This window comes from Salinimicrobium sediminilitoris, assembly GCF_020866905.1.
Lineage (GTDB): Bacteria > Bacteroidota > Bacteroidia > Flavobacteriales > Flavobacteriaceae > Salinimicrobium > Salinimicrobium sediminilitoris.
Genome location: NZ_JAIVCC010000017.1, coordinates 1 through 23,394 on the forward strand (window position 1 = coordinate 1; position 23,394 = coordinate 23,394).

Here is a 23,394-nt window from a genome sequence, read left to right on the forward strand (position 1 = left end):
AAGAGGAAAAAGTATTGCTTCACATATTGACAATAAAAAAAGCCGCCTAAAAATTACTTTTTAGACGACCTCTTTTTGTTAAATTAAAATTCATTTTTTAAAAATATTCTGGTGTGGAAACGTCACTTCCCCACTTTTATGGGGAAAGATTCATCAATTTCCTGTTAATATAGAAAACGGCAAAAAAGAATTTTCTGATTAAAAAATTGCCAATATTATAAGTGAATTTCCATGCCAGAAATTACCTACAAACCCAATGAAATTCAGGAATTGTGGAGCATTATCAAAATAATTCTTCTTCCATATATAATTATGAATTTGGTTTCCCTCAGGGAGTTTTTATCCTGCTTTTAAAAAATTGGAACTGCAATTGCTTCTATAACTATAACCAAAAACCACACTTATGAAAGGAGGAGAAAAGCGTGTAGACAAAAAGTTGCTTTTAGAAACATATCTTTCCCAAATAAACTGGGACTGGCTTTTCCTTAAAGGACAATTGATCTTCACGGCAATTATTTGTCTTGGAACCCTTGGATTCATTATATGGTTTTTGAGGTAAGATCCCGATTTCTAATTTGTGGGTTCAGAAATCTTTTTCTGAGTTTAATTCCCCTGTAAAACAATTGTTAAACTTTATATTTAACTGAAACAAACCCCTTTAGTTTTCGTCATTTAAATACAAGCTGTCCCCACAGTCTGGATTTTAATCGACAGGTCATGAAAACAAAGGGAACTTTTTGGGCACGAGATGAGGTTCATACTTATCGCAATTACATCAACCGGGACTCATGGTTTTTAAAATTACAGCTAATCCTTGGCTTACTTGTGCTTCTGGGCGTAGTCCTGTATTCAGTTTTTGTTCAACAGTCTATTTGGCTTTAGAGATAAAAACCTTCTATCATCCGTAGACAACCCAGAAACAAGAAATGATCTGGAACCGTCCTCCTCCTGGTTCTAACCTTTTATTAGTTAGCCTTCCCCTTTTTTGATTGCAGAAAAAGCTTCCTAAACTTTTCCCAATCTGTTTTATCTTCAAGGCTAAACAACTTATTTTAAATAAGTTAAGTTTTTAATGCGACCCCTGATAATAACAAATCCAAAAAGGGAAGTAATGTCAATAACTAAAGAAAAATTTGGATCCCCTGCCAAAAAGCGGGATGCGAATAAGGCTGTAGTTCCGGGACCTGTTCTTAGTACATTGGATGCCTTTGCCCTTATCATTGGAATTGTAATTGGAGCGGGAATCTTTCGCACTCCGTCTTTGGTCGCAAATAGTGTTGCATCGGGTGAAATGATGTTACTGGTTTGGCTGTTGGGAGGCGCAGTATCCATCATCGGAGCCCTTTGTTATGCCGAACTTACCACCACCTTTCCCAACACCGGTGGTGATTACCATTTCTTAAAGGAAGCCTTTGGTAAACGCACAGCTTTCCTTTTTGCATGGGCAAGGATGAGCGTGATTCAAACAGGCTCAATAGCTCTATTGGGGTTTATCTTTGGGGATTACGCTTCGCAGATCTATAAATTAGGCGAACACTCTGCGGTGATCTATGCAGCTTTACTGGTTAGTGGCCTCACAATGATAAATATTGCAGGTATAAAAATGGGCGCAGGAACTCAAAAAATTCTTACCACGATTGAAGTGCTGGGAATATTAATGATCGTTGTGGTAGGATTTTTTTTGGTTCCTGAAGCTTCAGCAACTTCATCTACTTCTAATCCGGAAACAGGTAATGAGAATTCGTTTGGACTGGCCATGGTCTTTGTGCTGCTTACTTTTGGAGGGTGGAATGAGGCCGCATATATCTCTGCTGAATTAGGTAAGGGAAAAAGAAGAATCGCCATCGCATTAATTGCCGGTATCCTGGTCATTACTTTAATTTATTTCCTTGTAAATATGGCATTATTGAGAGGTCTGGGACTGGAAGGAATGGCCGAATCCAACGCAGTAGCGGGAGATCTTTTAGGAGTGGCTTTCGGACAAACGGGCATAGTTATCATTTCCGTCTTAGTGGCTATTGCTGCCCTTACTTCGGCAAATGCAACGATCTTCACCGGAGCACGTTCAAATTATGCACTGGGCAGGGACTTTAGTATTTTTTCTTTCCTCGGAAAATGGAAAAGCAGGCTTGAAGGCCCTGTTAATGCCCTTTTGATCCAGGGTGGCATCGCACTTGGGCTTGTGAGTTTTGGCCTCTTCTCCCGAAGTGGGTTTGAAACGATGATAGAATATACTGCCCCTGTTTTTTGGTTTTTCCTGTTGCTTACAGGAATTTCTTTATTCATACTTCGGAAAAAAAGACCTCTCAAAAAACGGCCTTTTAAAGTACCTCTCTACCCCGTACTGCCTATTGTTTTTTGCCTAAGCAGCGCCTATCTCCTCTACTCCAGCATTGTATATACCGGTTGGGGAGCACTGGCAGGAATTGGTGTTTTAATCGCAGGAGCAATGATCTTACTGCTCAAGCCAACTGTTGCCGAAAAGAAAAATAATGATAAGAAGAAGATCTGATCCAAAATTCATCTTATGAAAAATTTATTAGCAATTATTGTCTTTCTAATCCATTCCTTTGGAACTATAGCTCAGGATGTGATCTATGTGCCCACCCGGGATACTGTTGTCAACGCCATGCTGCAACTCGCACAAGTAGAATCTAATGATGTTGTATATGACCTCGGAAGCGGTGACGGCCGAATCGTTATTGCCGCTGCAAAGAATTTCGGCGCCCGCGGAGTTGGAATAGACATTGATCCAAAAAGAATTTCGGAATCCAGGGTGAATGCAAAGAAAGCTGAAGTAACAGGCAAAGTAGAATTTATTGAAGCCGATCTGTTTAGATCAGATTTTTCAGAAGCTACAGTGGTAACACTTTACCTGCTTAGTCATTTAAATGAGAGACTTAAACCCATTTTGCTCGAACAATTAAAGCCCGGCACCCGTATTGTCTCTCATGCTTTTGATATGGGAGACTGGAAACCCGACCGGGTTGAGTTTATTGACGGCACTACCATTTATTTATGGACCATCCAAAAAAGAAGTGAGTTCAGGAAATGAGCTTTCTTGAAAAACAACGCCCCTCTTTCCCGATAATCTATGCAATAGAGCTAAGGATGAGTATTCTAATAATACTTAATCATTTGATTCGGCATATTTCCTGAAGTTCTCAAGGATTGCCTGCCATCCTTCCCGCTGCTGTTGTATACTGTTTTCCTGTTCGGGATCAAAAGTTTCCTCTATGAAAGTAGCATTTTCAACAGGCTTGAAGTGAATGCTCACCTCCCGACCGTCATCCATTCTGTATCTTATAAGCCTGTGGGGCTCCACCTCCTGGTATTCTCCCGTAAAATCAAAGCCCTGGCTTCCATCTTTGGCTTCCATTCTATAATTGAACTTTCCGCTTTCTTTTAAATCATTTTCTGCAGAAGGGGTATGCCATTGGGGCGTGGCAAAATTCCACTTTTTAATATGCTCCGGGTTGGTCCACAGCTGCCACACTTTTTCCACCGGCAGCGGCACCAGGGTTTCTACTGTGATTTTTTTGGATTTCATAGTTCTGGTAAATTTATATAATACTGATAATAAGTACCTTAAATTTACAATAATTAGTTTTTTTCAAATGGCAATTCCCTCTTTTTTTCGAAGAATTTTCATCTATAAAAGCATTATTTTTTTAAAAGTTTTTTTATTCTAAAACATCATTTTTGAAGCCTCAAATCTCTACTTGTTCTATAAGGTTTTTAGATTTCGTAACAAATTCAGGTGAAGGTCAAAGCCTTCAGGTGAGCGGGAGCTTTATTGTAGTTTCCACTCCGGTGCCTGTACTTCTATTTTTAATTTCGAAGCTGTAGTTATTTCCGTAGAGATTTGACAGCCGGGCATCAATATTTGCCAGGCCTTTGCCTTTCTTCAAAAGCTCCTCTTTTCCTGCACTAAGACCGGCACCGACGTTAATAACCTGAATGATGAGTTCATTTGCTTCCGCATAAATCCTAATGGTAACTTCAAGATGAGTATGTTCATAGGAATAGCCGTGTTTTATGGAATTCTCCAGAATCGGCTGCAACAGCAATGCAGGAACCTTCTTTGACATGAGGTTCTGGTCCACTTCTTTGGTGATAGTAAGATGGTCGGAAAATCGAACATTTAAAATATTCTGGTAATATTCTAAAGTGCGTAATTCCTTTTCCAGGGGAATAACATTTTCGTCGCCGCTATACAGGATCTCCCTGAGAAAGTCACTGAGATCTGCAATAGTATCCTTAGCTTTTTCCTTATCAAGATCGGCCAGGACAGCAATACTATTAAGGGTATTGAACAGGAAATGCGGCTGTAATTGAGAAGATAGCATCTTCATTCGGGTATTTACCAGCTGAGTCTCCAGTTGAGCCCGGTGATGCTCCGCCTCCTTTACCTGTTTCACATAGTAATAAGTGTAAATAATAAAGGTCATGGCAAAGTAGATGAGAAAATTGAGATCCACCACTATCATGAACCGGGTAAAACTTTCTTTAACCTGATATTCTTCAATGGTAAATAATCCCGTTAAAATGCTATATAGATCAAAAATAAGCCTGATTATAAAACCTATGAGAATAGAGCAAACTATATGGATTGAAATGATCTTGACCCAGGAGTAATTCCTGTGGAGGAAACGTTTAGTGCTAATTGCGATAATGCTCATGTAGAATACCACGACCAACCAGTCAATAAGGATATTATTCACCAGGAAATCATACCAGGGCTCATGCCTCATTTCGGGGAAAGTCTCTCGCAGGTAAGCCGATTTTGTTATGTAAATAACATTAAACAGACCGTAAAACCCTGCCAGTAAAAGGATCAATTTAAAATCGATATATTTCTTGAGTTTCATATTCTTAGATTCCCAGTTTTTCCAGAAATTCCTTTTTATTTGATTTGCTTATATGAAGCAGCTTGCCATCATTCATGCGGGCATCCACTTCAGAATATTCTGAATGCACGATCTCCTTTACCTGGTCAATATTGACAATAGTAGAACGGTGTATTCTAAAGAAGCTTTCCCTTTCCAGTTGCTCTTCAAGATTGCTTAGAGATTCCCTTAGCACGTACTTTCCTGAAGTTGTATAGATCTCTGCGTAATATCCAGATGCGATTATGTAAAGTACATTCGCCGGGTCGATAAGGACAGTTTTGTTGCCTTGCTTAACCGGAATCTTACTGGCAATTTTTTCTGTTTTGCCCTCTAAGGAAAAGATCCTGAACATCTCCCTTATCCTTTTTTCGAAAAGATCATCGGCTTCTTTTCCTCCGGTTTTCATTACCCTTTCTATGGTTTTAAAGAATCGCTGGTCCTTAAAAGGTTTCAGGAGAAAATCAAAAGCTTCCACATCAAATGCACGGGTGGCATAACTATCATATGCAGTAATAAAAACAACAATGGGCTTTGGCTTGATTTCCACTTTTTGCAGCACTTCAAAACCATTCATATCTTTCATGCTGATGTCGAGAAAAATAAGATCGGGATGTTCACTGTTGATCCTTTTAATTGCAGTTTGCCCGTTAGAACACTCCCCAATTACTTTAATATTCGGAACTTCATCCAGAAGATTAAGGATCCTTCTGCGTGCCAATTCCTCATCATCTATAACGAGTGCTCTCATTTGTGTGGAAATTATTATTCCAATTTAATACATATTTGTTTTGATTTGTCCTCCTTATGTGTAAAAACCATCAGGCGAAAAGAACGCCTGATGGTATGTTATCAAATCCTGACTTTTTAGTTGCTCGCAATGTCTGTTACGCTAACCGGTGCTTGTAAAACTATCTTTTTGCGGTCTTTTCCATTTTCAAGATTAATCTTGTAGTAATCCTTGCTAACGTCACCATTTTTGCCCCGGGTGATACGAATATTCTTGGTCATTGCCCAGCCTTTATGGTCGCGATATAGATCGTTTCTTAGGTTATGGGGTAAAAGTGTGTTTTTAAATCTTGAGTTGGTTTGAACCAACTTTCCATTCTTATCAAAATCGGCTATTAATTGACCTTTTTGACTAACAAAGCTTACTTCATATCTATCATACTGTTCGGGCTTTAATTCTGAAATAAAATCTTCGATACTAAAGTAGTTCTCCATAAAAGCCAATGGATCTTTTTCAAATTCCCCAACTACAGCTTCTTTAACATTAAATGAAAAACTATTGCCGTTGCGTTCCACACTCGAAGCCATTGGGGCGAATCCCACATTTGCTTCCTTGAGTTCAGTAAATTCCTGTGCATGGCTTGTTCCTAATACCAGCAGTACCAAATAAAAAATTACAGTTTTCATAGCTTTAAGTTTTAGAGTTATTATACCCCCGAAATTAAGAAGCTAATCCCCTATAAATCAGTAAGAAGATGTGAATGACCAAAGAGAAGTAATTATGAAGATGATATATGATAACACACTAATAAACAACCTGTTGAATATAAAAATGATATTCACATCAAGTAAAAAGGTGTTAATATGCTATTTTAGGAGATTCACCGCAAAAAGTATAGAAAATGAAGAAGCCGCCTCTTCTACAAACAATCCGGTTACCCTACATTCCCGAATATATTTAAGAAAAAAGCGGCCTTTCTAAACTGCTAACTAACTATATTAACTTAAGATCTTTTAAAATTCCAACTAAATGAGGGGTTGTATTAGCTCCAAAATCTTCCCGAAGTTCCTTTAGCCTTTTCTCTATTGAACTCCTGCTATTGGGCGCAATCCTGCGACCCCTAAAATCTTCCTGGATCTCTTCCTGTGTATGACCTGTAGCAATGGCTTTAAGAAGTTCCATTTCCCAGTCTCCAAGGATCAACATATTGTTTTCCTTTAGGAGATTTTCAATGCGCACAGAATTATATTTTCCACTATTATTTACCGTTTCGATGGCTTCTTTAAGGTCCCGCATTCCATGCCTGTCTTTGGAAACATACCCATCAATATTCCCCGATTCCCAAAGATTACGCACAATTTGGGGGTGATCTTCAATAGTATTTACCAAAACTTTTAAATTGGGATCTTCTTTTTTAAGGGCAGATATTAATTCTCTACCTGTAGTCAACTTTTCTGTGCGGTGATCATTCTTAAAGGAAAGGTCACAGATAAGAAGATCAAATGGTTCCCCCATTGTAAGAGCCTTTTTGGCAAGGAGCCAGGCTTCATCACAATACTGGGCATGTTCCACCTTTGGTACTCCAAGATCCTTGAGCAATCCCGCGACAGCGAGATTAATGCTGTCCATATCTTCTGCTACCAGTACTTTTTGAAACATCGCTATTTGTCGGGGTATTCCCACCTTATCAATTTCTATGAATCAAAAATAAAACAAAGAATTCGAGTTGAATTACGGTTTTCCGTAATTTGCCCTAAATAAATATAAAATCTTCTAAAATTTTCGGCAGGAGAAAAAGCAATTTGTGATCTTATAAGCTGGCGTAGGAAAAAAATCTGCAAGAAAGCACGTGCAGGTTTTCAAAGGTTAGGCTCAAAAATGTATATTTGAACAGCCTATTTTAACCAACTATATGAATATTGCCGAAATAGCTGCGTACGTCCTAAGCATTTTAATCCTGGTTCCTACTGCAGCGTCCATAAGCAGGTTTGATCAATGGTGGGTAAGGGACTTTGATTTCCCCCGATTACAGATCAGCATCCTCATTCTTGCTGTTCTTATCTATAGTGCCGTGTCTTTTGATTTTAGCTCCATATGGGAGACCATAATGGTAGTCCTGCTCGCTTTGAGTTTCCTTTACCAGTCGGTAAAGATCTATCCTTATACGTTTTTTTCTTCCAAACAGGTGAAAATGTACCGTGGTCAAGAGGTGGAAAGGCAGATATCTATCCTGGTGAGCAATGTGCTCACTACCAACACCCGTTATGATAAGCTTATCCAAATAATAATTCGTGAAAACCCCGACCTGGTTCTTACCCTGGAAAGTGATAAGACCTGGGAAAAGGAGCTACAACCCATTGAAGAGGAATATCCCTATACGGTTAAAATTCCCCTCAAAAATCTTTATGGTATGCACCTCTACTCAAAACTTGAGCTTGAGGATATCGACATCAAATACCTTATTTCAAAGGAGATCCCTTCCATTCATGGAAAGGTGAAGCTGCGCTCGGGTGAGAAGATCAACATTCACTGCCTGCATCCAAAACCTCCAAGCCCATCTGAAGATGATACTTCTACCAACCGGGATGCAGAACTCCTGCTGGTAGGGAAATCAATTGACGGCGATAATTCCACTCTTGTCTTTGGTGATCTTAACGATGTGGCCTGGTCTAGAACCACAAAGCTATTTTTACAGCTAAGTGGCTTACTGGATCCGCGTATTGGTCGTGGTTTCTATAATACCTTCCACGCAGAATATCCAATCTTTCGCTGGCCCCTGGATCATGTTTTTCACAGCAGCGATTTTATGCTTCTGAAGTTAAAAAGGCTGGAGAAGATGGGATCTGACCATTTTCCTATGTTCATAAAGCTGGTTTATCAACCGGAAAATGACAACGCCAACGGCGAATTCGAAGAACCTGAAGCCGAAGAGGAAGAATGGGTAGAGGAAAAAATTGAAAAGGGCAAAAATTCTGAAGCTTAATAAAAATTGGCATTTTGGACACTCTATTTAATCTGATGTTTCAGGTACAATAGAGAACCTTGAGATATTTCCGTTCAAAAAGGGCATTTTTGACGCCTCTTATTTAGTGGTAACTACAGGCTCCAGCACCTCCCACACATTCTGGGCTACAATGTCATAGCCCTCTGCGGTTGGATGAATCCCGTCCTGTTGATTTAAGTTGGGATCTCCGGCTACGCCTTCCAGTAAAAAGGGAATCAGGTAGATGTCATTTTCTTCTGCCAGTTGTGGGAAAATCTCACGAAAATCTGTAGTGTATTCGGGTCCCATATTAGGTGGAATCTGCATTCCGGCGAGTACGATCTGCACATCGGGATTTTTCTCTCGTACTGCATCAATTATTTCCTGCAGGTTTTTGCGGGTCTCCTCCACCGGAATTCCGCGGAGGCCATCATTAGCTCCCAGGGCCAGAACAAATACATCCACATCCTGGTTAAGCACCCAATCAATCCTGTTTTTACCGGCAGCAGTTGTCTCTCCACTAAGTCCCGCGTTCACAACTTCATAATTAAGCCCCAGGGAATCTATGATCTTCTTAATTTCGGCCGGATAACCTTCAGCGGGATCCAGACCCATGGCGGCAGTGAGACTATCCCCAAAGAACAGGATCGTGTTGCGGTCTTCTTCAGAATTTTCAGCTTCATTTTCAACTTCCGAAGTAATTTCGGCTTCAGCCTCTTTTTCCTCTTTGGCAGTTTCTCCACAGGAAGTTAAAATCAAAAGTGTCAAAAATGGCAAATACAACAGGTTTCTCATAGCTACTGGCTTGAAGTGGAAATCATTTCTTATTTTGCTTTTTCTGAAAGCAAATTTAAAGATGACAAAAATATTAAACGTGCGCAACCTGGAAAAAAGCTATTCCAGCGGTTCCAAACAGCTCACTGTACTCCATGATATAAGCTTTGATGTTGAAGAAAAGCAAACATTTGCCATTGTAGGACCTTCAGGCAGTGGAAAAACCACTCTTTTAGGCCTCTGCGCAGGCCTTGATCGTCCCGGGAAAGGCAGCATTGAGCTCTGCGGCACCGAACTAAGTTCTCTTTCTGAAGATGAACGGGCAGTACTTCGTAATCAAAAGGTAGGTTTTGTATTTCAGGATTTTCAACTGCTTCCAACTTTGACTGCATTAGAAAATGTTGCCGTTCCCTTAGAATTGCAGGGAGCTAAAAATGCTTCGGAGGTCGCAAAAGGGTTACTTGAAAAAGTAGGTCTTGGCGGCAGGTTTGATCATTATCCTTCCCAGCTTTCGGGCGGGGAACAACAGCGGGTGGCAGTAGCCCGGGCCTTTTCAAACCAGCCTTCCATTCTCTTTGCCGATGAGCCCACAGGAAACCTGGATGCCGAAACGGGTGAAAAAGTAATTGAACTTCTTTTTGACCTCAACAGGGAAGCAGGAACCACACTTGTGATAGTAACCCACGACCTTGATCTTGCAAAAATGACACAGCGAATCCTGCGTCTCAAAGGCGGAAAAATCATAGATACCCATGAGCAGCACTAAAACAAGCACCTCATTTATGTGGTTGATGAAAATGGCGTGGCGCGATGGAAAAGCAAGTGGGCGTAAGCTTATCCTGTTCATGGCTTCGATCGTATTGGGAATAGCTGCCGTGGTTTCAATACAATCTTTTGGAGAAAACCTGAAGGATAATATCGCCCTGCAATCCAAAGCCATGATGGGAGCCGATTATAAGATCGACCTGGACAAGGCTCCAACAGAAGAAGTTCTCTCCATTATAGATTCTTTGGGTGGCGCAAGGGCAAGGGAAATAGGCTTCACTTCCATGGCTGCCTTTCCAGGAAATGACGGCACCAAGCTGGTGCAGGTACGGGGAATCGAAGGCGGATTTCCTTTTTATGGGGAACTGGAGACTGTGCCACCGGAGGCAGCACAAACCTATCAAGAGGAAGGTAAAGCTTTGGTCGATGCCACGCTAATGCGGCAGCTGGGACTTAACCCGGGTGACAGCATCAAAATTGGAGAAGTTACTTTACCTATTGCCGGGGCCTTGCGTTCCATTCCGGGCAGTAATTCATTTTTTAGCTCTGTTGCGCCACCTACTGTCCTACCCTACGGTTTTATTGAAGAAACAGGGCTTATACAAACGGGAAGCCGCATTTCTTATGATTATTACTTCACTGCACAACCGGGAACAGACCTGGAGCAACTGGACGAGGTTCTTGATCCCCGGCTGGATAATCTTGAAGCCGACCTGGACACGCACACCTCCACCAGTGAAAGATTGGGGCGGCGTTATGATAACTTCGGAAAGTTCCTGAACCTGGTAGCTTTTGTTGCATTGCTGCTGGGTTGTGTGGGAATTGCAAGTGCAATAAATATCTACATCAAAGGCAAACTGAAGGCTGTTGCTGTTCTTAAATGCCTTGGGGCCACCAGGAAACAAACTTTTATGATCTATCTCCTCCAGATTGCCGGCATGGGATTACTTGGTGGAATTATAGGTACCATTGCAGGCTTATTTTTACAGCAACTCTTCCCATTACTACTCGGGGACCTTTTACCTGTAGATATAGAAATGACCTTTAAAATTCAGATCATCTTATTGGGGATTTTACTTGGGGTTTTCATGGCAGTGTTATTTGCCCTTGTGCCACTTATAGGAACTTTATATGTTTCCCCTTTACAGGCTCTAAGAGTGCAGACGGGAGGTAATAAGAAAAAAGGAAAAGCAGAATTAGCAGTTCTTGGCGGCATTTTTCTTTTCATCCTTCTCTTCTCCTATTGGCTCCTGCAGGACTGGAGATACTCTTTGGCCTTTGTACTGGGAATTGTGGTGACCTTTGCTATACTTGCAGGGATCGCCCGATTGTTCATGAAAGTGATACGGGAGAATTTCCCAACCGGCTGGGGATTTCCCGCAAGACAGAGCCTGCAGAATTTATTCCGGCCACAAAATCAAACGCTCACTTTGGTGCTGGCCATTGGAGTAGGAACTTTTCTCATTAGTACTCTCTACTTTACCAAAGATGTTTTACTGGCCGAAGCCTCCCTTGACGCACAAACTGATAGTCCCAATATGATCCTTCTAGACGTGCAGGCCGGGCAGGAAAAAGAGGTAGAACAAGTAATTAAGAACAGTGGAAATCCTGTTCTGGATGATATTCCAATTGTTACCATGCGGGTGCAGAATATTAACGGAAGAACCGTGAACCAGATGAGAGAGGATTCAACATCGGGGATTAATCGCTGGGTTCTCAATCATGAGTTTAGGGTGACTTACCGTGATTCGCTCACAAGTTCTGAAGTACTTTCTTCGGGAGATTGGATTTCTCAAGTGGATAACACCAACCTCATCCCCATCTCTGTAAGTGATAACTTTGCTGAAGATGCCTTGGTGGGCGTGGGAGATCGTATCTCTTTTAATGTTCAGGGGGTGGTGATGAATACCGAAGTCCGCAGTATTAGGACCGTTGACTGGAGCCAGATGCAGCCAAATTTTTCAATTGTTTTCCCAAAAGGTGTTTTAGAGGGTGCTCCCCAGTTTAGAGTGATCACAACAAAAGTTCCCGGTGAGGCTGCAAGTGCCGCCCTGCAACAGGAACTTGTAAGATTATTTCCAAATGTTTCGATCCTTGACCTGCGGCAAATCATTACTGTTATTGAAGATCTTCTGAATAAAATTGCCTGGCTTATTAACTTTATGGCCTTCTTTAGCATACTTACTGGAATAATTGTTCTTCTCGGGGCAGTTCGCACCAGTAAGTTTCAGAGGATCAAGGAGAGTGTTTTACTGCGAACCATAGGTGCCCGCAGCAATCAAATTCTAAAGATCCTTGCACTGGAATATTTTTACCTGGGAGCACTTGGAACCTTATCGGGAATCCTGCTTTCTTTAATTAGCAGCCAGTTACTCGCATGGCTTTTGTTTGACACTGCCTTTGTACCTTCTATTTTTCCATTCCTGGTGCTCTTTCCTGCTATTACTTTACTGGTAATGTTCATTGGACTTACTAACAGCATAAGCGTAATCAAAAGTCCGCCGTTGGTAGTTTTGAGGAAGGAGAGCTATTAAGCCTGGTACCAAAGGTGTGGAAAAGGGTGAAATTTTGCTTCTTTTCCCACCTTTGATAAAATCAATATTATTGAGTCTGGATCATATAAATATCGTTATTACCAAAAGCTATCTCTTTTCTTATTTTCCTTCTTTTGAATTCCCGAACTTTGAATAAAACCTGAAATTTCTATGTCTCAGAACAAAAAATATACTCCTTATTCAATATTAGAACTCGCCAGTGTAGGCGTAGACTCCTCTATTCACCAAACCTTTGAAAACAGCCTGGATCTCGCCCAGAAAGCCGAAGAAATGGGTTATCAAAGATTTTGGCTGGCAGAACATCATAACATGCTTAGCATAGCAAGTTCGGCTACTTCAGTTTTAATAGGTTATATAGCCGGAGGCACAAAAAAGATAAGAGTAGGTTCGGGAGGGATCATGTTGCCTAACCACTCCCCGCTCATAGTTTCAGAACAATTTGGAACTCTGGGTTCATTATATCCTAACAGAATAGACCTTGGACTTGGCAGGGCCCCCGGTACAGATCAAGTCACTGCACATGCTATTAGAAGTGACCGCATGCAGGCAGTTTATAAATTTCCTGAGGAAATAAGCCAGATCCAGCAATATTTTTCAGCAGAAAACAAAAGAGCACAGGTGCGGGCGACTGTAGCTGAAGGAGTTGATGTCCCAATCTATGTTCTTGGTTCCAGTACCAACAGCGCACACGTGGCTGCCGAAAAAGGTTTGCCTTATGCATTTGCCAGTCATTTTGCACCAACCCAACTTTTTGAGGCGCTAAACATCTATTATAACAAGTTCCAGCCTTCAAAATACCTTGAAAAGCCCTATACCATTGGTTGTATAAATGTAATTGCTGCTGATACCGATGAAGAAGCTGAAGATATTTCGACTACGCTCATAAGAATGATGTATGGCGTAATGACAAATAACATGGATTATATGCAGCCTCCAATTAAAATGACAGAAGAGTTGCGGGAGCTGGCGGCAAACCCTGCTTTTCAAAGAATGCTTAAATATGCCTTTATTGGCAGCAAGGAAACTGTAAGGGAGCAAACTTCAAAATTCCTGAAAGAAACCGGCGTGAATGAAGTTATGGTAGCTTCTCATATTTATAATCACGAGGACAGGTTAAAATCGTACAGGATCTTTTCGGAAATAATGAAAGATCTTAAACATAAATAGTAGTTCTCGTTTTACTTTAAAGTATGGAATTATGCAATTACACCTTTACCAGATAAACGCTTTTACAGATCACATTTTTGGTGGAAATCCCGCTTGCGTGGTACCTCTCTCAGATTGGCTTCCCGATGATCTACTTCTGAAAATTGCCAGGGAAAACGCTGTTGCCGAGACCGCATTTTTTGTCGATAAAGGTCATAGTTTTCATTTGAGATGGTTCACCCCAGAAATGGAGATGGACCTGTGTGGACACGCTACTCTGGCAGCTGCTCATGCGCTTAGGGATATTAGAAAATATTCAAATAAAAATATCATTTTTGACACCCAAAGTGGGGAGTTAATGGTAACTGCCGAAAATGGGAGCTACACTTTAAACCTGCCCGTAAGAAATCCTGGTCCAACCGTACTTCCGGAACTATTAAAAAAATCCCTGAACATTCAGCCACGGGAAGTACTTAAAGCACGAGATTATGTGTTGGTTTATGAAGATGAACAGGAAGTGAGAAATATTGAAATCAACCGTACTTACTTTGATCAACTTGAACTTGGAACCGGAGGAGTAATAGTCACTGCCAAAGGTAAAGCTTGTGATTTTGTATCCCGGTTTTTCACTCCCAAAGCTTCAGTTTTTGAGGATCCGGTAACTGGTTCTGCTCATTGTTCCCTCACTCCCTACTGGAGTGAAAAGTTAAATAAACAGGAGCTGCAGGCAAGGCAATTATCTCAACGCGGCGGGCGTCTTTTTTGCAAAAACCTGGAAGACAGGATTGAAGTGAGAGGGAGTGCCCGCACCTACGCTATCGGTAAATTGTGGACGGAGTAAATCTTTATAATGTTTCGTCCCTCTCCTGTCAGAAAAAGGAGCCGGGACCGATAATTATTTGGAACACTGAATAGTTATTTGAAAGTCTACAGATTCTGCTCTGCGATATCCTCCTGTAGCAATAGTGCTGCAGTGTAAAGAGCAATAACCTTTCTGAAGGATCTTTGGTATGTAGAAACACCTCTCCTTTATACACTAAGAAACTGCCGCGACAGATTCTCCCATCTTATTGAATATCTCATATTCCAGCAATACCAACAACAGAAAAAGATTTTTATAATAAGATCTAAAATATCATCTAGCACGGGGCAGCAGGAAAAATGTTAGGCTCTATTTGCTTTTTTTGAATACTTGAATTCTAAGCCACACTACTTTTCTTTTCCTGATCTACTTTTGCACCCTTTACAAAATACATTTTCATCATGCCTTTATTCTTCACCATGATCTCTCCCCTGTAATCACATTCAAAATCATCCTGAATGAGATGATACGTATTTTCGGAAATGTTGATCCTTCCCGTTTCTGAACAGGATTCCATCCTGGCTGCAATATTCACCGCATCTCCCCATATATCATAAGCCCATTTTTTATTGCCTACCACTCCGGCCACCACAGGGCCCGAGTTTATCCCAATCCTTACCTCAAAACGAATCTCTTTTCCTGGCTCTTCCCTACCTACAAATTCTATCATTTCACAAGCCGCAGCGACCACGCGGCGGGCATGATCTTTAACAGCAAAAGGAACTCCGGCTGCACACATATAAGCATCCCCCACAGTTTTTATTTTCTCAAGGCCATGATGCTCGATTATTTCATCAAACTTGGAAAAATAAAAATCTACCCTTTTCACAAGTTCCTCTGGCGGAAGATTTTCGGCATAATGGGTAAAATCCTTGAAATCGGTAAACAATATGGTCACTGCTTCAAAGCGCTTTGCACGTACCTTTCCTTTTTCCTTTAATTCCATAGCAGTTTCCTGAGGAAGAATATTGAGTAGTAAACGATCTGATCGTTGTTTTTCTCTTTCAATGATTTTTTTGGTCCTGCCTATGTACCTATTTCTACGGTAAAGCCCCAGAGCCAGGAGCAGAATAAGGAATAAAGCAATAGCGGTAGCAATAACAATGTTGCGCTGATTACTTTTTTGTTCATTAAGTAAATCAACTTCGGTTTGTTTTTTGGCTATTTCATAATTCGTTCTAAGGTTTGCCACTTCCTTTACAGAAGCAATATTCTCAATACTGTCTTTATATACCACGTACATTTTGTAGTGGTCATAAGATTGCGGAATATTACCTGCTTCTTCGTGTAAAAATGCAAGTTTTTGATGTGCCCCCTGCAGGTCTTCTTTTAAACCATTGGCCTTTGCTGCTTCCAGGCTCTTATCTGCAAACGCTATTGCTGCTTCCAAATCTCCCTGCCTCTGGTTGATCTCAGAAAGTGCAGCATAGAAATCTGTTAGTGCATTATAATCTTTTACTTTAAACAAAGTTTCTACCGCCTCATTAAGTTGAGTTTCTGCTAAATCATATTGTTCCATAGCGGCATTGATTCTACCAAGATTCCCAAGACTATAGGCTTCATAAATTTCATGTCCGGCTTTTTGAAAAATTTCTCTCGCCTGGGTGGTATAAGCAAATGAAGAGTCTATGGCACCTTTATCGAAAAAGGTATCTCCCATGTTATAATAGGTCGCTCCTACCATTAAAGTGTCTTTTTCTGCCAGGAAAAGACTTATCCCCCGGTTAAAATAAGTCGAGGAAAGGTTAAGATCACCACTTTCGGCATAGGCATTTCCTATCTCCACATAAGAACTTCCAAGCTTATTTTTATTTTTAAGTTCTTCAGCTAATTCTGCACTTTTAAAGAGATGCTCAAAAGCATTGCTATAATCTCCTTTATAGCGCCAGGCGATGCCCTGGTTAAAATGCGCAAACTGAAGATACTCCTTATTATCAACAGGTTGTGCTTTTTTTATAAGAAGATTTGTATATTTAATCATGCTATCTGGCTGTGTTGCCGAAGAAATTATAACCTTAAGCAAATCCAAATTGTATCTTTCTTCTGAAGAACGATACAATTTGGTTAAACTGTCAAATTCAGATTTCTCCTGCCCCACTATGGTATAACCAATGGAGAATAAAAACAGGAAAGAAATAAGAATCTTTTTGTTCATCTTGAATCCGAATTACTTTTGAGCTCCATCTGTATCTTTGGGTCCACTTCAAATTCGCTTTTTCGTCCTTCAATTCGGAACCGGACAGAATATGGTTCCTGGCCATCAATGTGTTCCCCTTTGACCTTTCCAACCTTCACTCCCTTGTTTCCCTGTTCCGGCCCCACACTATCAAGAAGCTTCCATTTGTCTTTCCCGTCCTTAGCAGTGACCCCTGTAATTTCTATAACATCGCCGGATCCCTCATCTTTGGGTTGCCCCTTCCAGTAGACCTTCATACCGGGACTTATGGTTGAAACATAATCCATAGGCTTTCCCGGTTCCTGAGGAGGATCATCCCTGTCATCTGAAAAAACAACCTTCTCATCAATATTTCTTTCATTAATGTTTTTTGTGTCCACCGTTAAATAGATCCAGGTATTTTTAGGTGACTTACCTTTTTTTGTTTCATTCTTTTCCATTATTTCCAATAATTAGTTAATTAACTGAATATTAAGGTACTAAAGAAAGCTTGACTTTTAAATAAAATTCGTTGAAGTGCCGTAAATCATGCGAGAAATATCTTCTCCTGAAATAAATTCGTACATTCTGAAGTAAAAAGAAGACAATAATTTGCTGATTACTAAGCGTCAAAGAATTTTATTTCAAAAAAAATGTTAAGTTAGAGGATCCTCCCTACAAAAACATTTTGAACTTATGGTATCAAAAAACCCCATTAACTGGCGATCCCTGTTTTCACTTCACTCGGTGGTGTATTCCCTGCTGGGAATATTTTCTGCGATGATCGCGCTCGAGGGATTTATGCTTCCAAATCACTTTTTAGACGGGGGTGTTACGGGAATCTCCATCGTAGTGGAAGAGATGCTGGGGATCCCTTTTACTTATTTACTTGTTGCCTTTAACTTACCTTTCTTATACCTTGGATATCGTAAAATCGGAAAAACCTTTGCCCTTAGGGCCCTGCTTTCAATACTTCTGCTTACTGTCCTCATGCATTTTATTGAAATTCCAGCTGTTACCGAAGATAAAGTCCTTATTGCCGTTTTTGGAGGATTCCTTATAGGATTAGGACTGGGATTAGTGATCAAAGGAGGTGGTGTACTGGACGGCGTGGAAATTATGGCTGTCTACACCACGCGAAATTCAGCATTTTCCACTTCTGAAATCATCCTTGTTTTTAACGGTCTCATATTTTTGGGTGCCGCTTTTGTATTTGACCTCGAAGCAGCCATGTATTCTTTTTTAGTATATTTTACTGCCTCTAAAACTACAAGTTACATTATCGATGGTTTTGAAGAATTTACGGCCTTGACCATAATTTCGAAGGATTGCGAAGATGTAAAATCCCTTATAGTTAATGGCTATGGTAAGGCAATAACAGTATATAAAGGGGAAAGAGGTTATTTACCCGGAGCCTATGAGGTTAAACACGATTGTGATATCATTATGACCATTGTGACCCGGCTCGAGATACACAGAATTAAGGAAGCTACCCTAAAAATAGATCCTAATGCCTTTTTCTTTGTTCAAAGGATCAAAGAAGTTAAAGGCGGAATAGGAAAACAAACCGCAAAAGACCCTTTTGAAGACCATGTTCGAAAAAATCTACAAAAAAGTGATGTCCAACCTGGAGAGTAATCTTCCTTCCTGGTTATACTATCACTCACCTGCCCATACAAAGTATGTGCTGGAAAAATCTATTTTCCTCGCCCAACAGGAAGGAGTAACAGGCCGTGAACTTTTTCTTATCATGGTTGCAGCACTTTATCATGATCTTGGATTTGTAAAAGGCAGGGATAATCACGAAAAAAGGAGTTGTGAAATGGCTTCCGAAGAATTACCGGAATTAGGTATTACTTCAGAAGAAGTTCAAAAGATATGTAATATGATCCTGGCCACACAAATTCCGCAAAAACCTAAAACCCTTTCGGAAAAAATTCTCGCCGATGCCGATCTTGAGTATCTGGGAACTAACAGCTTCTATGAGATAAGTGAAAAACTATACCAGGAATTGCTGCACGACAAGCCGGAACTTAACAGGCAACAGTGGAATGAGATCCAGGTAAATTTCCTTTCGGGTCATACCTACCACACCCGTTACTGCAAGGTGCACTGTGAACCAATAAAGGCTGCACACCTTGCAGAGTTACAGGCGCAGATAGAAAGTTAATCCTTGATCCTTACCGGCTCCACCATCCATATTTTGTCACAGTAGTCTCTAATAGAACGATCTGACGAAAATTTACCCATCCTGGCTACATTAAGAATGGATTTTCTCGTCCATTCTTTCTGATCCTTCCACAGACTAAATACCTCTTCTTTTGTCGTACAGTAAGAATCGTAATCTTTTAGAAGTTGATATGGATCCTGCTGTAATAGATTTTGGTAAAGAGGCTTGAATAATTCTGTGTCCCCATCGGCCAGTTCCCCCGAGATAAGGAAATCCAGTACTCTCTTCAGGTCTTGATTTTCATTGTAGTATTCATAAGGCCTGTAACCATCACTTCGTGTTTTCTGCACTTCCTCTGTAGTTTGTCCAAAAAGGAAGAAATTTTCCTTTCCAACTTCTTCAAGGATCTCAACATTGGCACCATCCAGGGTTCCTATGGTAAGGGCCCCGTTTAGCGCAAATTTCATATTCCCTGTACCCGAAGCTTCCTTGCCAGCCATAGAGATCTGTTCCGAAAGATCGGCGGCAGGGTAAACTCTCTGGGCCTGTTTGACATTGAAATTTGGCAAAAAGACCACTTTAAGATATTTGTTTACCTCTTCATCATCATTAACAAGTTCTGCAACGGCTGTGATAAGTCTAATAATCAGTTTGGCCATAAAATAGCCAGGAGCAGCCTTCCCTGCAAAGATAAATGTGGATGGCGCTATGTTTTCTGTTCTTCCATCTTTGATCCTTAAATAAAGGTCGATGATGTGAAGTACTTTAAGATGTTGCCTTTTGTACTCGTGGATTCTTTTAACCTGCACGTCGAATAACATAGTAGGGTCCACTTTCACCCCTGTGCGTTCTTCCAGTAACCCGGTGAGAATCTTTTTATTCCAGAGTTTTATATCTCTCCATTCTTGCTGGAAGTCCTCATCTTCAGCAAAATTTTCCAGTTCCCTGAAGCTTGTGAGATCTGTTAGCCACTCCTGCCCAATCTTTTCAGAAATTATATCTGCTAAACCGGGATTACTCACTGCCAGAAAACGACGATGGGCGACCCCATTGGTAACGTTGGTAAATTTTTCGGGCCATAGATCGGCAAAATCATGAAGTACCTGTGATTTTAAAAGCCGTGAATGTAATTCTGAAACTCCATTTACTTTGTAGCTTCCAATAGTTGCCAGGTGGGCCATTCTTACAGAAGGTTCCCCGTGCTCATCGATAAGAGACATTCTCGAAATTTGATCTCCACTATAGCCTTTATGCCTTAGTTCATCAAGGAAACGACTATTGATCTCATAGATGATCTCCAGGTGTCGCGGAAGTATTCTTCCCAACAGCGTTATAGCCCATTTCTCCAGAGCTTCGGGCAGCAGGGTATGATTGGTATAGGCAAAAGTTTGCCGGGTGATATCCCATGCCTCCTCCCAATCAATTTCGTGTTCGTCAACCAAAAGCCGCATAAGTTCGGCAACGGCGATGGAAGGATGAGTATCGTTGAGCTGGATCACAAACTTTTCATGAAAATTCTCCAGTTTACGCCCCTGCATTATATGAAGGCTTATCATGTCCTGCAGCGAACAGGAAACAAAGAAATATTGTTGTTTGAGCCTCAACTCTTTTCCCGAAATATTTTCGTCATTAGGGTACAATACTTTTGTGATATTTTCGGAACGGAGTTTCTTCTCCACGGCACGATAATAATCACCAACATTATATACCGAAAAATCAAAGGATTCTATAGCTTCAGCTTTCCAGAGACGCATAATGATCCCGTTACTTTGATACCCAAGAATGGGGGTGTCATAGGCAGTACCCTTAATTTCAGATTCTGGCAACCATTCTACCTCGTACCTGTTCTTTCCATTGGTACCGTGCTCTGTTCTTCCGCCAAACTTGACGACATAAGAAATTTCGGGACGCATTACCTCCCAGGGATTTCCATTATGCAACCACTTATCTGTAGTCTCTACCTGCCACCCATCCTTTATTTCCTGCTTAAAGATCCCGAATTCATAGCGAATCCCATAACCAATAGAGGGTATCCCTAAAGTAGCCATGGAATTCAAATAACAGGAAGCAAGCCGGCCTAAACCTCCATTCCCCAATCCAGGTTCTCCTTCCTGCTCCAGAAGCTGGTCAAGATCTAAATCAAGATCTGCTAAAGCTTCCCTCGTCTCATCAACGGCTTCCAGGTTAAGCAGGTTGGTTCCCAAATGGGGACCCGGAAGATATTCAGCCGAAAAGTAAGCCACTCCACGTGCATCCTTTTGTGCAAATTCTTCGGTGGATCTCACAAATTGCCTTAGAGCTCTGTCTCTTATTGTAAGAGCCAGCGCAGTGTAGAGGTCGTTATCTGTAGTTACGGCAGGAACCCTCCCCAGGTGGTAAAAAAGCTTCCGCAGAAAATCTTTTTTTATATCTTCTTTGGTTAATCCAACTTCACTGGCTTTTGTTCCTAATGAAGCAAAATAACTTTCTATAGATCTATTGTGGTCTTTCATAGTGGCTTTTTTTTAAAAAATAAGAAAAAATTAAAAATCAATAACACAGATCATTACTTTATAAGATAATTTTATGAATTGTAATTGTTCCTCATCTTCATAAAATGTCATTTCGGGAAGTAATTTTTTTATTTAAATTTCACAAAAGTAGCCACCAAAAGCAAGGTCTCGAAAATGCCATTTTTAATGGCAACTGTCAGGTATTCTCTTTAGGAGTCATGAAGAGCTTTTTCTCCTTGATCATCTGGGTAGTTTTAGGAGGTAACATTTCTTCCCAGCCGGGTCGCCCTTCAGCAATCATTTGATGCACTTCCCGGGAATATATATCAAGAATTTCGGGGTTATAATCGGTGATATCCACTACCCTGCCGTTATCTTTAAAGAACTTGTAGAGCTCTTTCATTCGGGGGTGCACTTTTAGGTTATTACTGGTAATGATATTTCCGGTTTCAGGATCTTTTAAAGGGTGCAAATAAACTTTTAGATCCCTGAAAAAGAGTTTTCCAAAGGCTTCCAGTATTCCCCCGCTAAGGTGCCGGTAGTATTTCTCGTCAAAAAGGTCTAAAAAGGTGTTGACCCCCATAGTAAGTCCCATTCTCTCGGCCGTGTATTGGGAAAAATACTCTACAACTTTATAATATTCCTGAAAGTTAGAGATCATTACCATTTGCCCCAACGAGCCCAGTAGATCTGCTCTATCCAGGAAATCCTTTTCGTCAATATACCCTTCAGTCCGGAGATTGGATAGAGTTATCTCAAAAATGACTTTAGTTTTATCCTTATTTACCTTCTTTTCGTTCAGGAACAGTTTAAGGGACTGCTCGAACATGTTCATATTCACCTTGGTAACCGGCCTAAAACTTCCCCGAAGGGTAAGAATGTTCTTTTTGTAAAGCTCATTTGCGGGCAGGACATTATTTCCGGAAGGTTCAAACATCACCGCCTGTGTCATCCCATTCTTTACCAGTTGCAGACTCATAAGCCGGTTATCGACATCTTTAAAAACCGGACCTGTAAAGTTGATCATATCGATCTCTACCTGGTCATTGTTAAGATGATCGTACAAGTGCTTTAGAAGTTCCTTTGGATTATCATACTGGTAAAAGGCGCCATAAATAAGATTGGTACCCATTGTTCCAAGAGTTATTTGCTGTAAACCTGCATTGTTTTCATGAAATTGCAAGTGGATAATGATCTCACTGAATTCTTCTTTAGGGTGAGTTTGAAATCTAATTCCCATCCATCCATGACCTTTATATTTCTTGGCAAAATCAATGGTTGCCACTGTGTTGGCATAACTAAAAAAGAGCTTCTCTGGATGTTTTTCCCTTAAGATCCTTTGCTCTAAAAGGTCTGTTTCGTACCTCAACATGCTCTTTAGCCTTGCCTCTGTTACGTACCTTGCATCTTTTTCTATTCCATAAATGGCATCACTAAAATCCTTATCATAAGCACTCATGGTCTTGGCTATAGTGCCTGATGCGCTACCTGCCCTGAAGAAATTGCGCACAGTTTCCTGTCCGGCGCCAATCTCTGCAAAAGTTCCATAAATGCTCTCATTGAGATTGATGCGCAGAGCTTTGTTCTTGACAGAAGGAACCGGATCAAAATCTAACTCATCTTTATCTCTAAATTTCATGCTCCAATTTTTCTAGTGATTTTTAATTTAAGAATTAAATCCGGGTTAAAGGTATATTTATAAATAGTTCTTGCCAAAACCATGTGGTTTTCCGATTATGACTTTGATCATTTTATAAGCGTAATAAGCCCTGTACTTTTATCAATGAATTTGTTAAAACTCAAATATGAGAAAGCTTGATAATACTGTTGAAAAACTAATAATCATTTTGTTTTTCATTTCTGTGGTATTGAT

At 40.6% G+C, this 23,394-nt stretch carries 21 protein-coding genes; 11 read left to right on the forward strand and 10 right to left on the reverse strand.

What is annotated here, in order from left to right; translation table 11 throughout:
- Nucleotides 1-403 precede the first annotated feature (403 nt).
- From LA313_RS14865 to LA313_RS14880, 4 genes are all read left to right on the forward strand, one after another.
- On the forward strand, nucleotides 404-559 hold the full coding sequence (locus tag LA313_RS14865) for a hypothetical protein (RefSeq protein ID WP_228916397.1): 156 nt from the start codon (nucleotides 404-406) through the stop codon (nucleotides 557-559).
- Between the two features lie 158 nt (nucleotides 560-717).
- Complete coding sequence (locus LA313_RS14870; RefSeq protein WP_228916399.1) at nucleotides 718-882, forward strand: hypothetical protein; 165 nt, start codon at nucleotides 718-720, stop codon at nucleotides 880-882.
- Nucleotides 883-1,111: 229 nt separating this feature from the next.
- Nucleotides 1,112-2,512 carry an APC family permease gene (locus tag LA313_RS14875; protein WP_228916401.1) on the forward strand — a complete coding sequence of 467 codons (1,401 nt, stop codon included), beginning with the start codon at nucleotides 1,112-1,114 and terminating at the stop codon, nucleotides 2,510-2,512.
- A gap of 15 nt (nucleotides 2,513-2,527) precedes the next feature.
- A complete protein-coding gene (locus LA313_RS14880; RefSeq protein WP_228916404.1) occupies nucleotides 2,528-3,055 on the forward strand; it encodes a class I SAM-dependent methyltransferase in 528 nt (175 codons plus the stop codon).
- A gap of 75 nt (nucleotides 3,056-3,130) precedes the next feature.
- On the opposite strand, the gene LA313_RS14885 is transcribed toward LA313_RS14880, so the two are convergent.
- From LA313_RS14885 to LA313_RS14905, 5 genes are all read right to left on the reverse strand, one after another.
- Nucleotides 3,131-3,550: an SRPBCC family protein gene (locus LA313_RS14885; RefSeq protein WP_228916405.1), complete on the reverse strand. Its 420-nt coding sequence runs from the start codon at nucleotides 3,548-3,550 to the stop codon at nucleotides 3,131-3,133.
- Between the two features lie 226 nt (nucleotides 3,551-3,776).
- Nucleotides 3,777-4,871: a sensor histidine kinase gene (locus LA313_RS14890; protein ID WP_228916406.1), complete on the reverse strand. Its 1,095-nt coding sequence runs from the start codon at nucleotides 4,869-4,871 to the stop codon at nucleotides 3,777-3,779.
- 4 nt (nucleotides 4,872-4,875) lie between these two features.
- Nucleotides 4,876-5,640, reverse strand: a complete 765-nt coding sequence (locus tag LA313_RS14895) for a LytR/AlgR family response regulator transcription factor (RefSeq protein ID WP_228916407.1) — start codon at nucleotides 5,638-5,640, stop codon at nucleotides 4,876-4,878.
- 116 nt (nucleotides 5,641-5,756) lie between these two features.
- Complete coding sequence (locus LA313_RS14900; protein WP_228916408.1) at nucleotides 5,757-6,305, reverse strand: hypothetical protein; 549 nt, start codon at nucleotides 6,303-6,305, stop codon at nucleotides 5,757-5,759.
- Between the two features lie 307 nt (nucleotides 6,306-6,612).
- The gene (locus tag LA313_RS14905; RefSeq protein ID WP_228916409.1) at nucleotides 6,613-7,302 is read right to left on the reverse strand and encodes a response regulator; all 690 of its coding nucleotides are present in this window, start codon (nucleotides 7,300-7,302) and stop codon (nucleotides 6,613-6,615) included.
- A 229-nt stretch (nucleotides 7,303-7,531) separates the two neighbouring features.
- Between LA313_RS14905 and LA313_RS14910 the strand changes: the two genes are divergently transcribed.
- Entirely contained in the window at nucleotides 7,532-8,602 is a 1,071-nt protein-coding gene (locus tag LA313_RS14910) for an endonuclease/exonuclease/phosphatase family protein (RefSeq protein ID WP_228916410.1), read from the forward strand.
- Nucleotides 8,603-8,701: 99 nt separating this feature from the next.
- Here LA313_RS14910 and LA313_RS14915 read toward each other — a convergent pair whose 3' ends face one another.
- A complete protein-coding gene (locus tag LA313_RS14915) occupies nucleotides 8,702-9,397 on the reverse strand; it encodes an arylesterase (protein ID WP_228916412.1) in 696 nt (231 codons plus the stop codon).
- A gap of 61 nt (nucleotides 9,398-9,458) precedes the next feature.
- Here LA313_RS14915 and LA313_RS14920 point away from each other — a divergent pair, with 61 nt between their 5' ends.
- From LA313_RS14920 to LA313_RS14935, 4 genes are all read left to right on the forward strand, one after another.
- Complete coding sequence (locus LA313_RS14920; protein ID WP_228916414.1) at nucleotides 9,459-10,142, forward strand: ABC transporter ATP-binding protein; 684 nt, start codon at nucleotides 9,459-9,461, stop codon at nucleotides 10,140-10,142.
- On the forward strand, nucleotides 10,129-12,675 hold the full coding sequence (locus LA313_RS14925) for an ABC transporter permease (RefSeq protein ID WP_228916416.1): 2,547 nt from the start codon (nucleotides 10,129-10,131) through the stop codon (nucleotides 12,673-12,675). Before LA313_RS14920 ends, LA313_RS14925 begins: the two co-directional genes overlap by 14 nt.
- 171 nt (nucleotides 12,676-12,846) lie before the next feature.
- A complete protein-coding gene (locus LA313_RS14930; protein WP_228916418.1) occupies nucleotides 12,847-13,863 on the forward strand; it encodes an LLM class flavin-dependent oxidoreductase in 1,017 nt (338 codons plus the stop codon).
- Nucleotides 13,864-13,894: 31 nt separating this feature from the next.
- A complete protein-coding gene (locus tag LA313_RS14935; RefSeq protein ID WP_228916420.1) occupies nucleotides 13,895-14,683 on the forward strand; it encodes a PhzF family phenazine biosynthesis protein in 789 nt (262 codons plus the stop codon).
- Nucleotides 14,684-15,041: 358 nt separating this feature from the next.
- Here the strand turns inward: LA313_RS14935 and LA313_RS14940 are convergent, their stop codons facing one another.
- Entirely contained in the window at nucleotides 15,042-16,859 is a 1,818-nt protein-coding gene (locus LA313_RS14940; protein WP_228916423.1) for an adenylate/guanylate cyclase domain-containing protein, read from the reverse strand.
- Nucleotides 16,856-17,320, reverse strand: coding sequence for a hypothetical protein (locus LA313_RS14945; protein WP_228916425.1), 465 nt, complete (start codon nucleotides 17,318-17,320; stop codon nucleotides 16,856-16,858). Before LA313_RS14945 ends, LA313_RS14940 begins: the two co-directional genes overlap by 4 nt.
- 235 nt (nucleotides 17,321-17,555) lie before the next feature.
- Here LA313_RS14945 and LA313_RS14950 point away from each other — a divergent pair, with 235 nt between their 5' ends.
- On the forward strand, nucleotides 17,556-18,497 hold the full coding sequence (locus LA313_RS14950; protein ID WP_228916427.1) for a YitT family protein: 942 nt from the start codon (nucleotides 17,556-17,558) through the stop codon (nucleotides 18,495-18,497).
- Nucleotides 18,451-19,029, forward strand: coding sequence for an HD domain-containing protein (locus LA313_RS14955; protein ID WP_228916429.1), 579 nt, complete (start codon nucleotides 18,451-18,453; stop codon nucleotides 19,027-19,029). Before LA313_RS14950 ends, LA313_RS14955 begins: the two co-directional genes overlap by 47 nt.
- Here the strand turns inward: LA313_RS14955 and LA313_RS14960 are convergent.
- Both LA313_RS14960 and LA313_RS14965 read right to left on the reverse strand, forming a co-directional pair.
- Nucleotides 19,026-21,521 carry a glycogen/starch/alpha-glucan phosphorylase gene (locus tag LA313_RS14960; RefSeq protein ID WP_228916431.1) on the reverse strand — a complete coding sequence of 832 codons (2,496 nt, stop codon included), beginning with the start codon at nucleotides 21,519-21,521 and terminating at the stop codon, nucleotides 19,026-19,028. The genes LA313_RS14955 and LA313_RS14960 overlap by 4 nt on opposite strands.
- Before the next feature lie 196 nt (nucleotides 21,522-21,717).
- Entirely contained in the window at nucleotides 21,718-23,160 is a 1,443-nt protein-coding gene (locus LA313_RS14965) for a TonB-dependent receptor (RefSeq protein ID WP_228916433.1), read from the reverse strand.
- Nucleotides 23,161-23,394 lie beyond the last annotated feature (234 nt).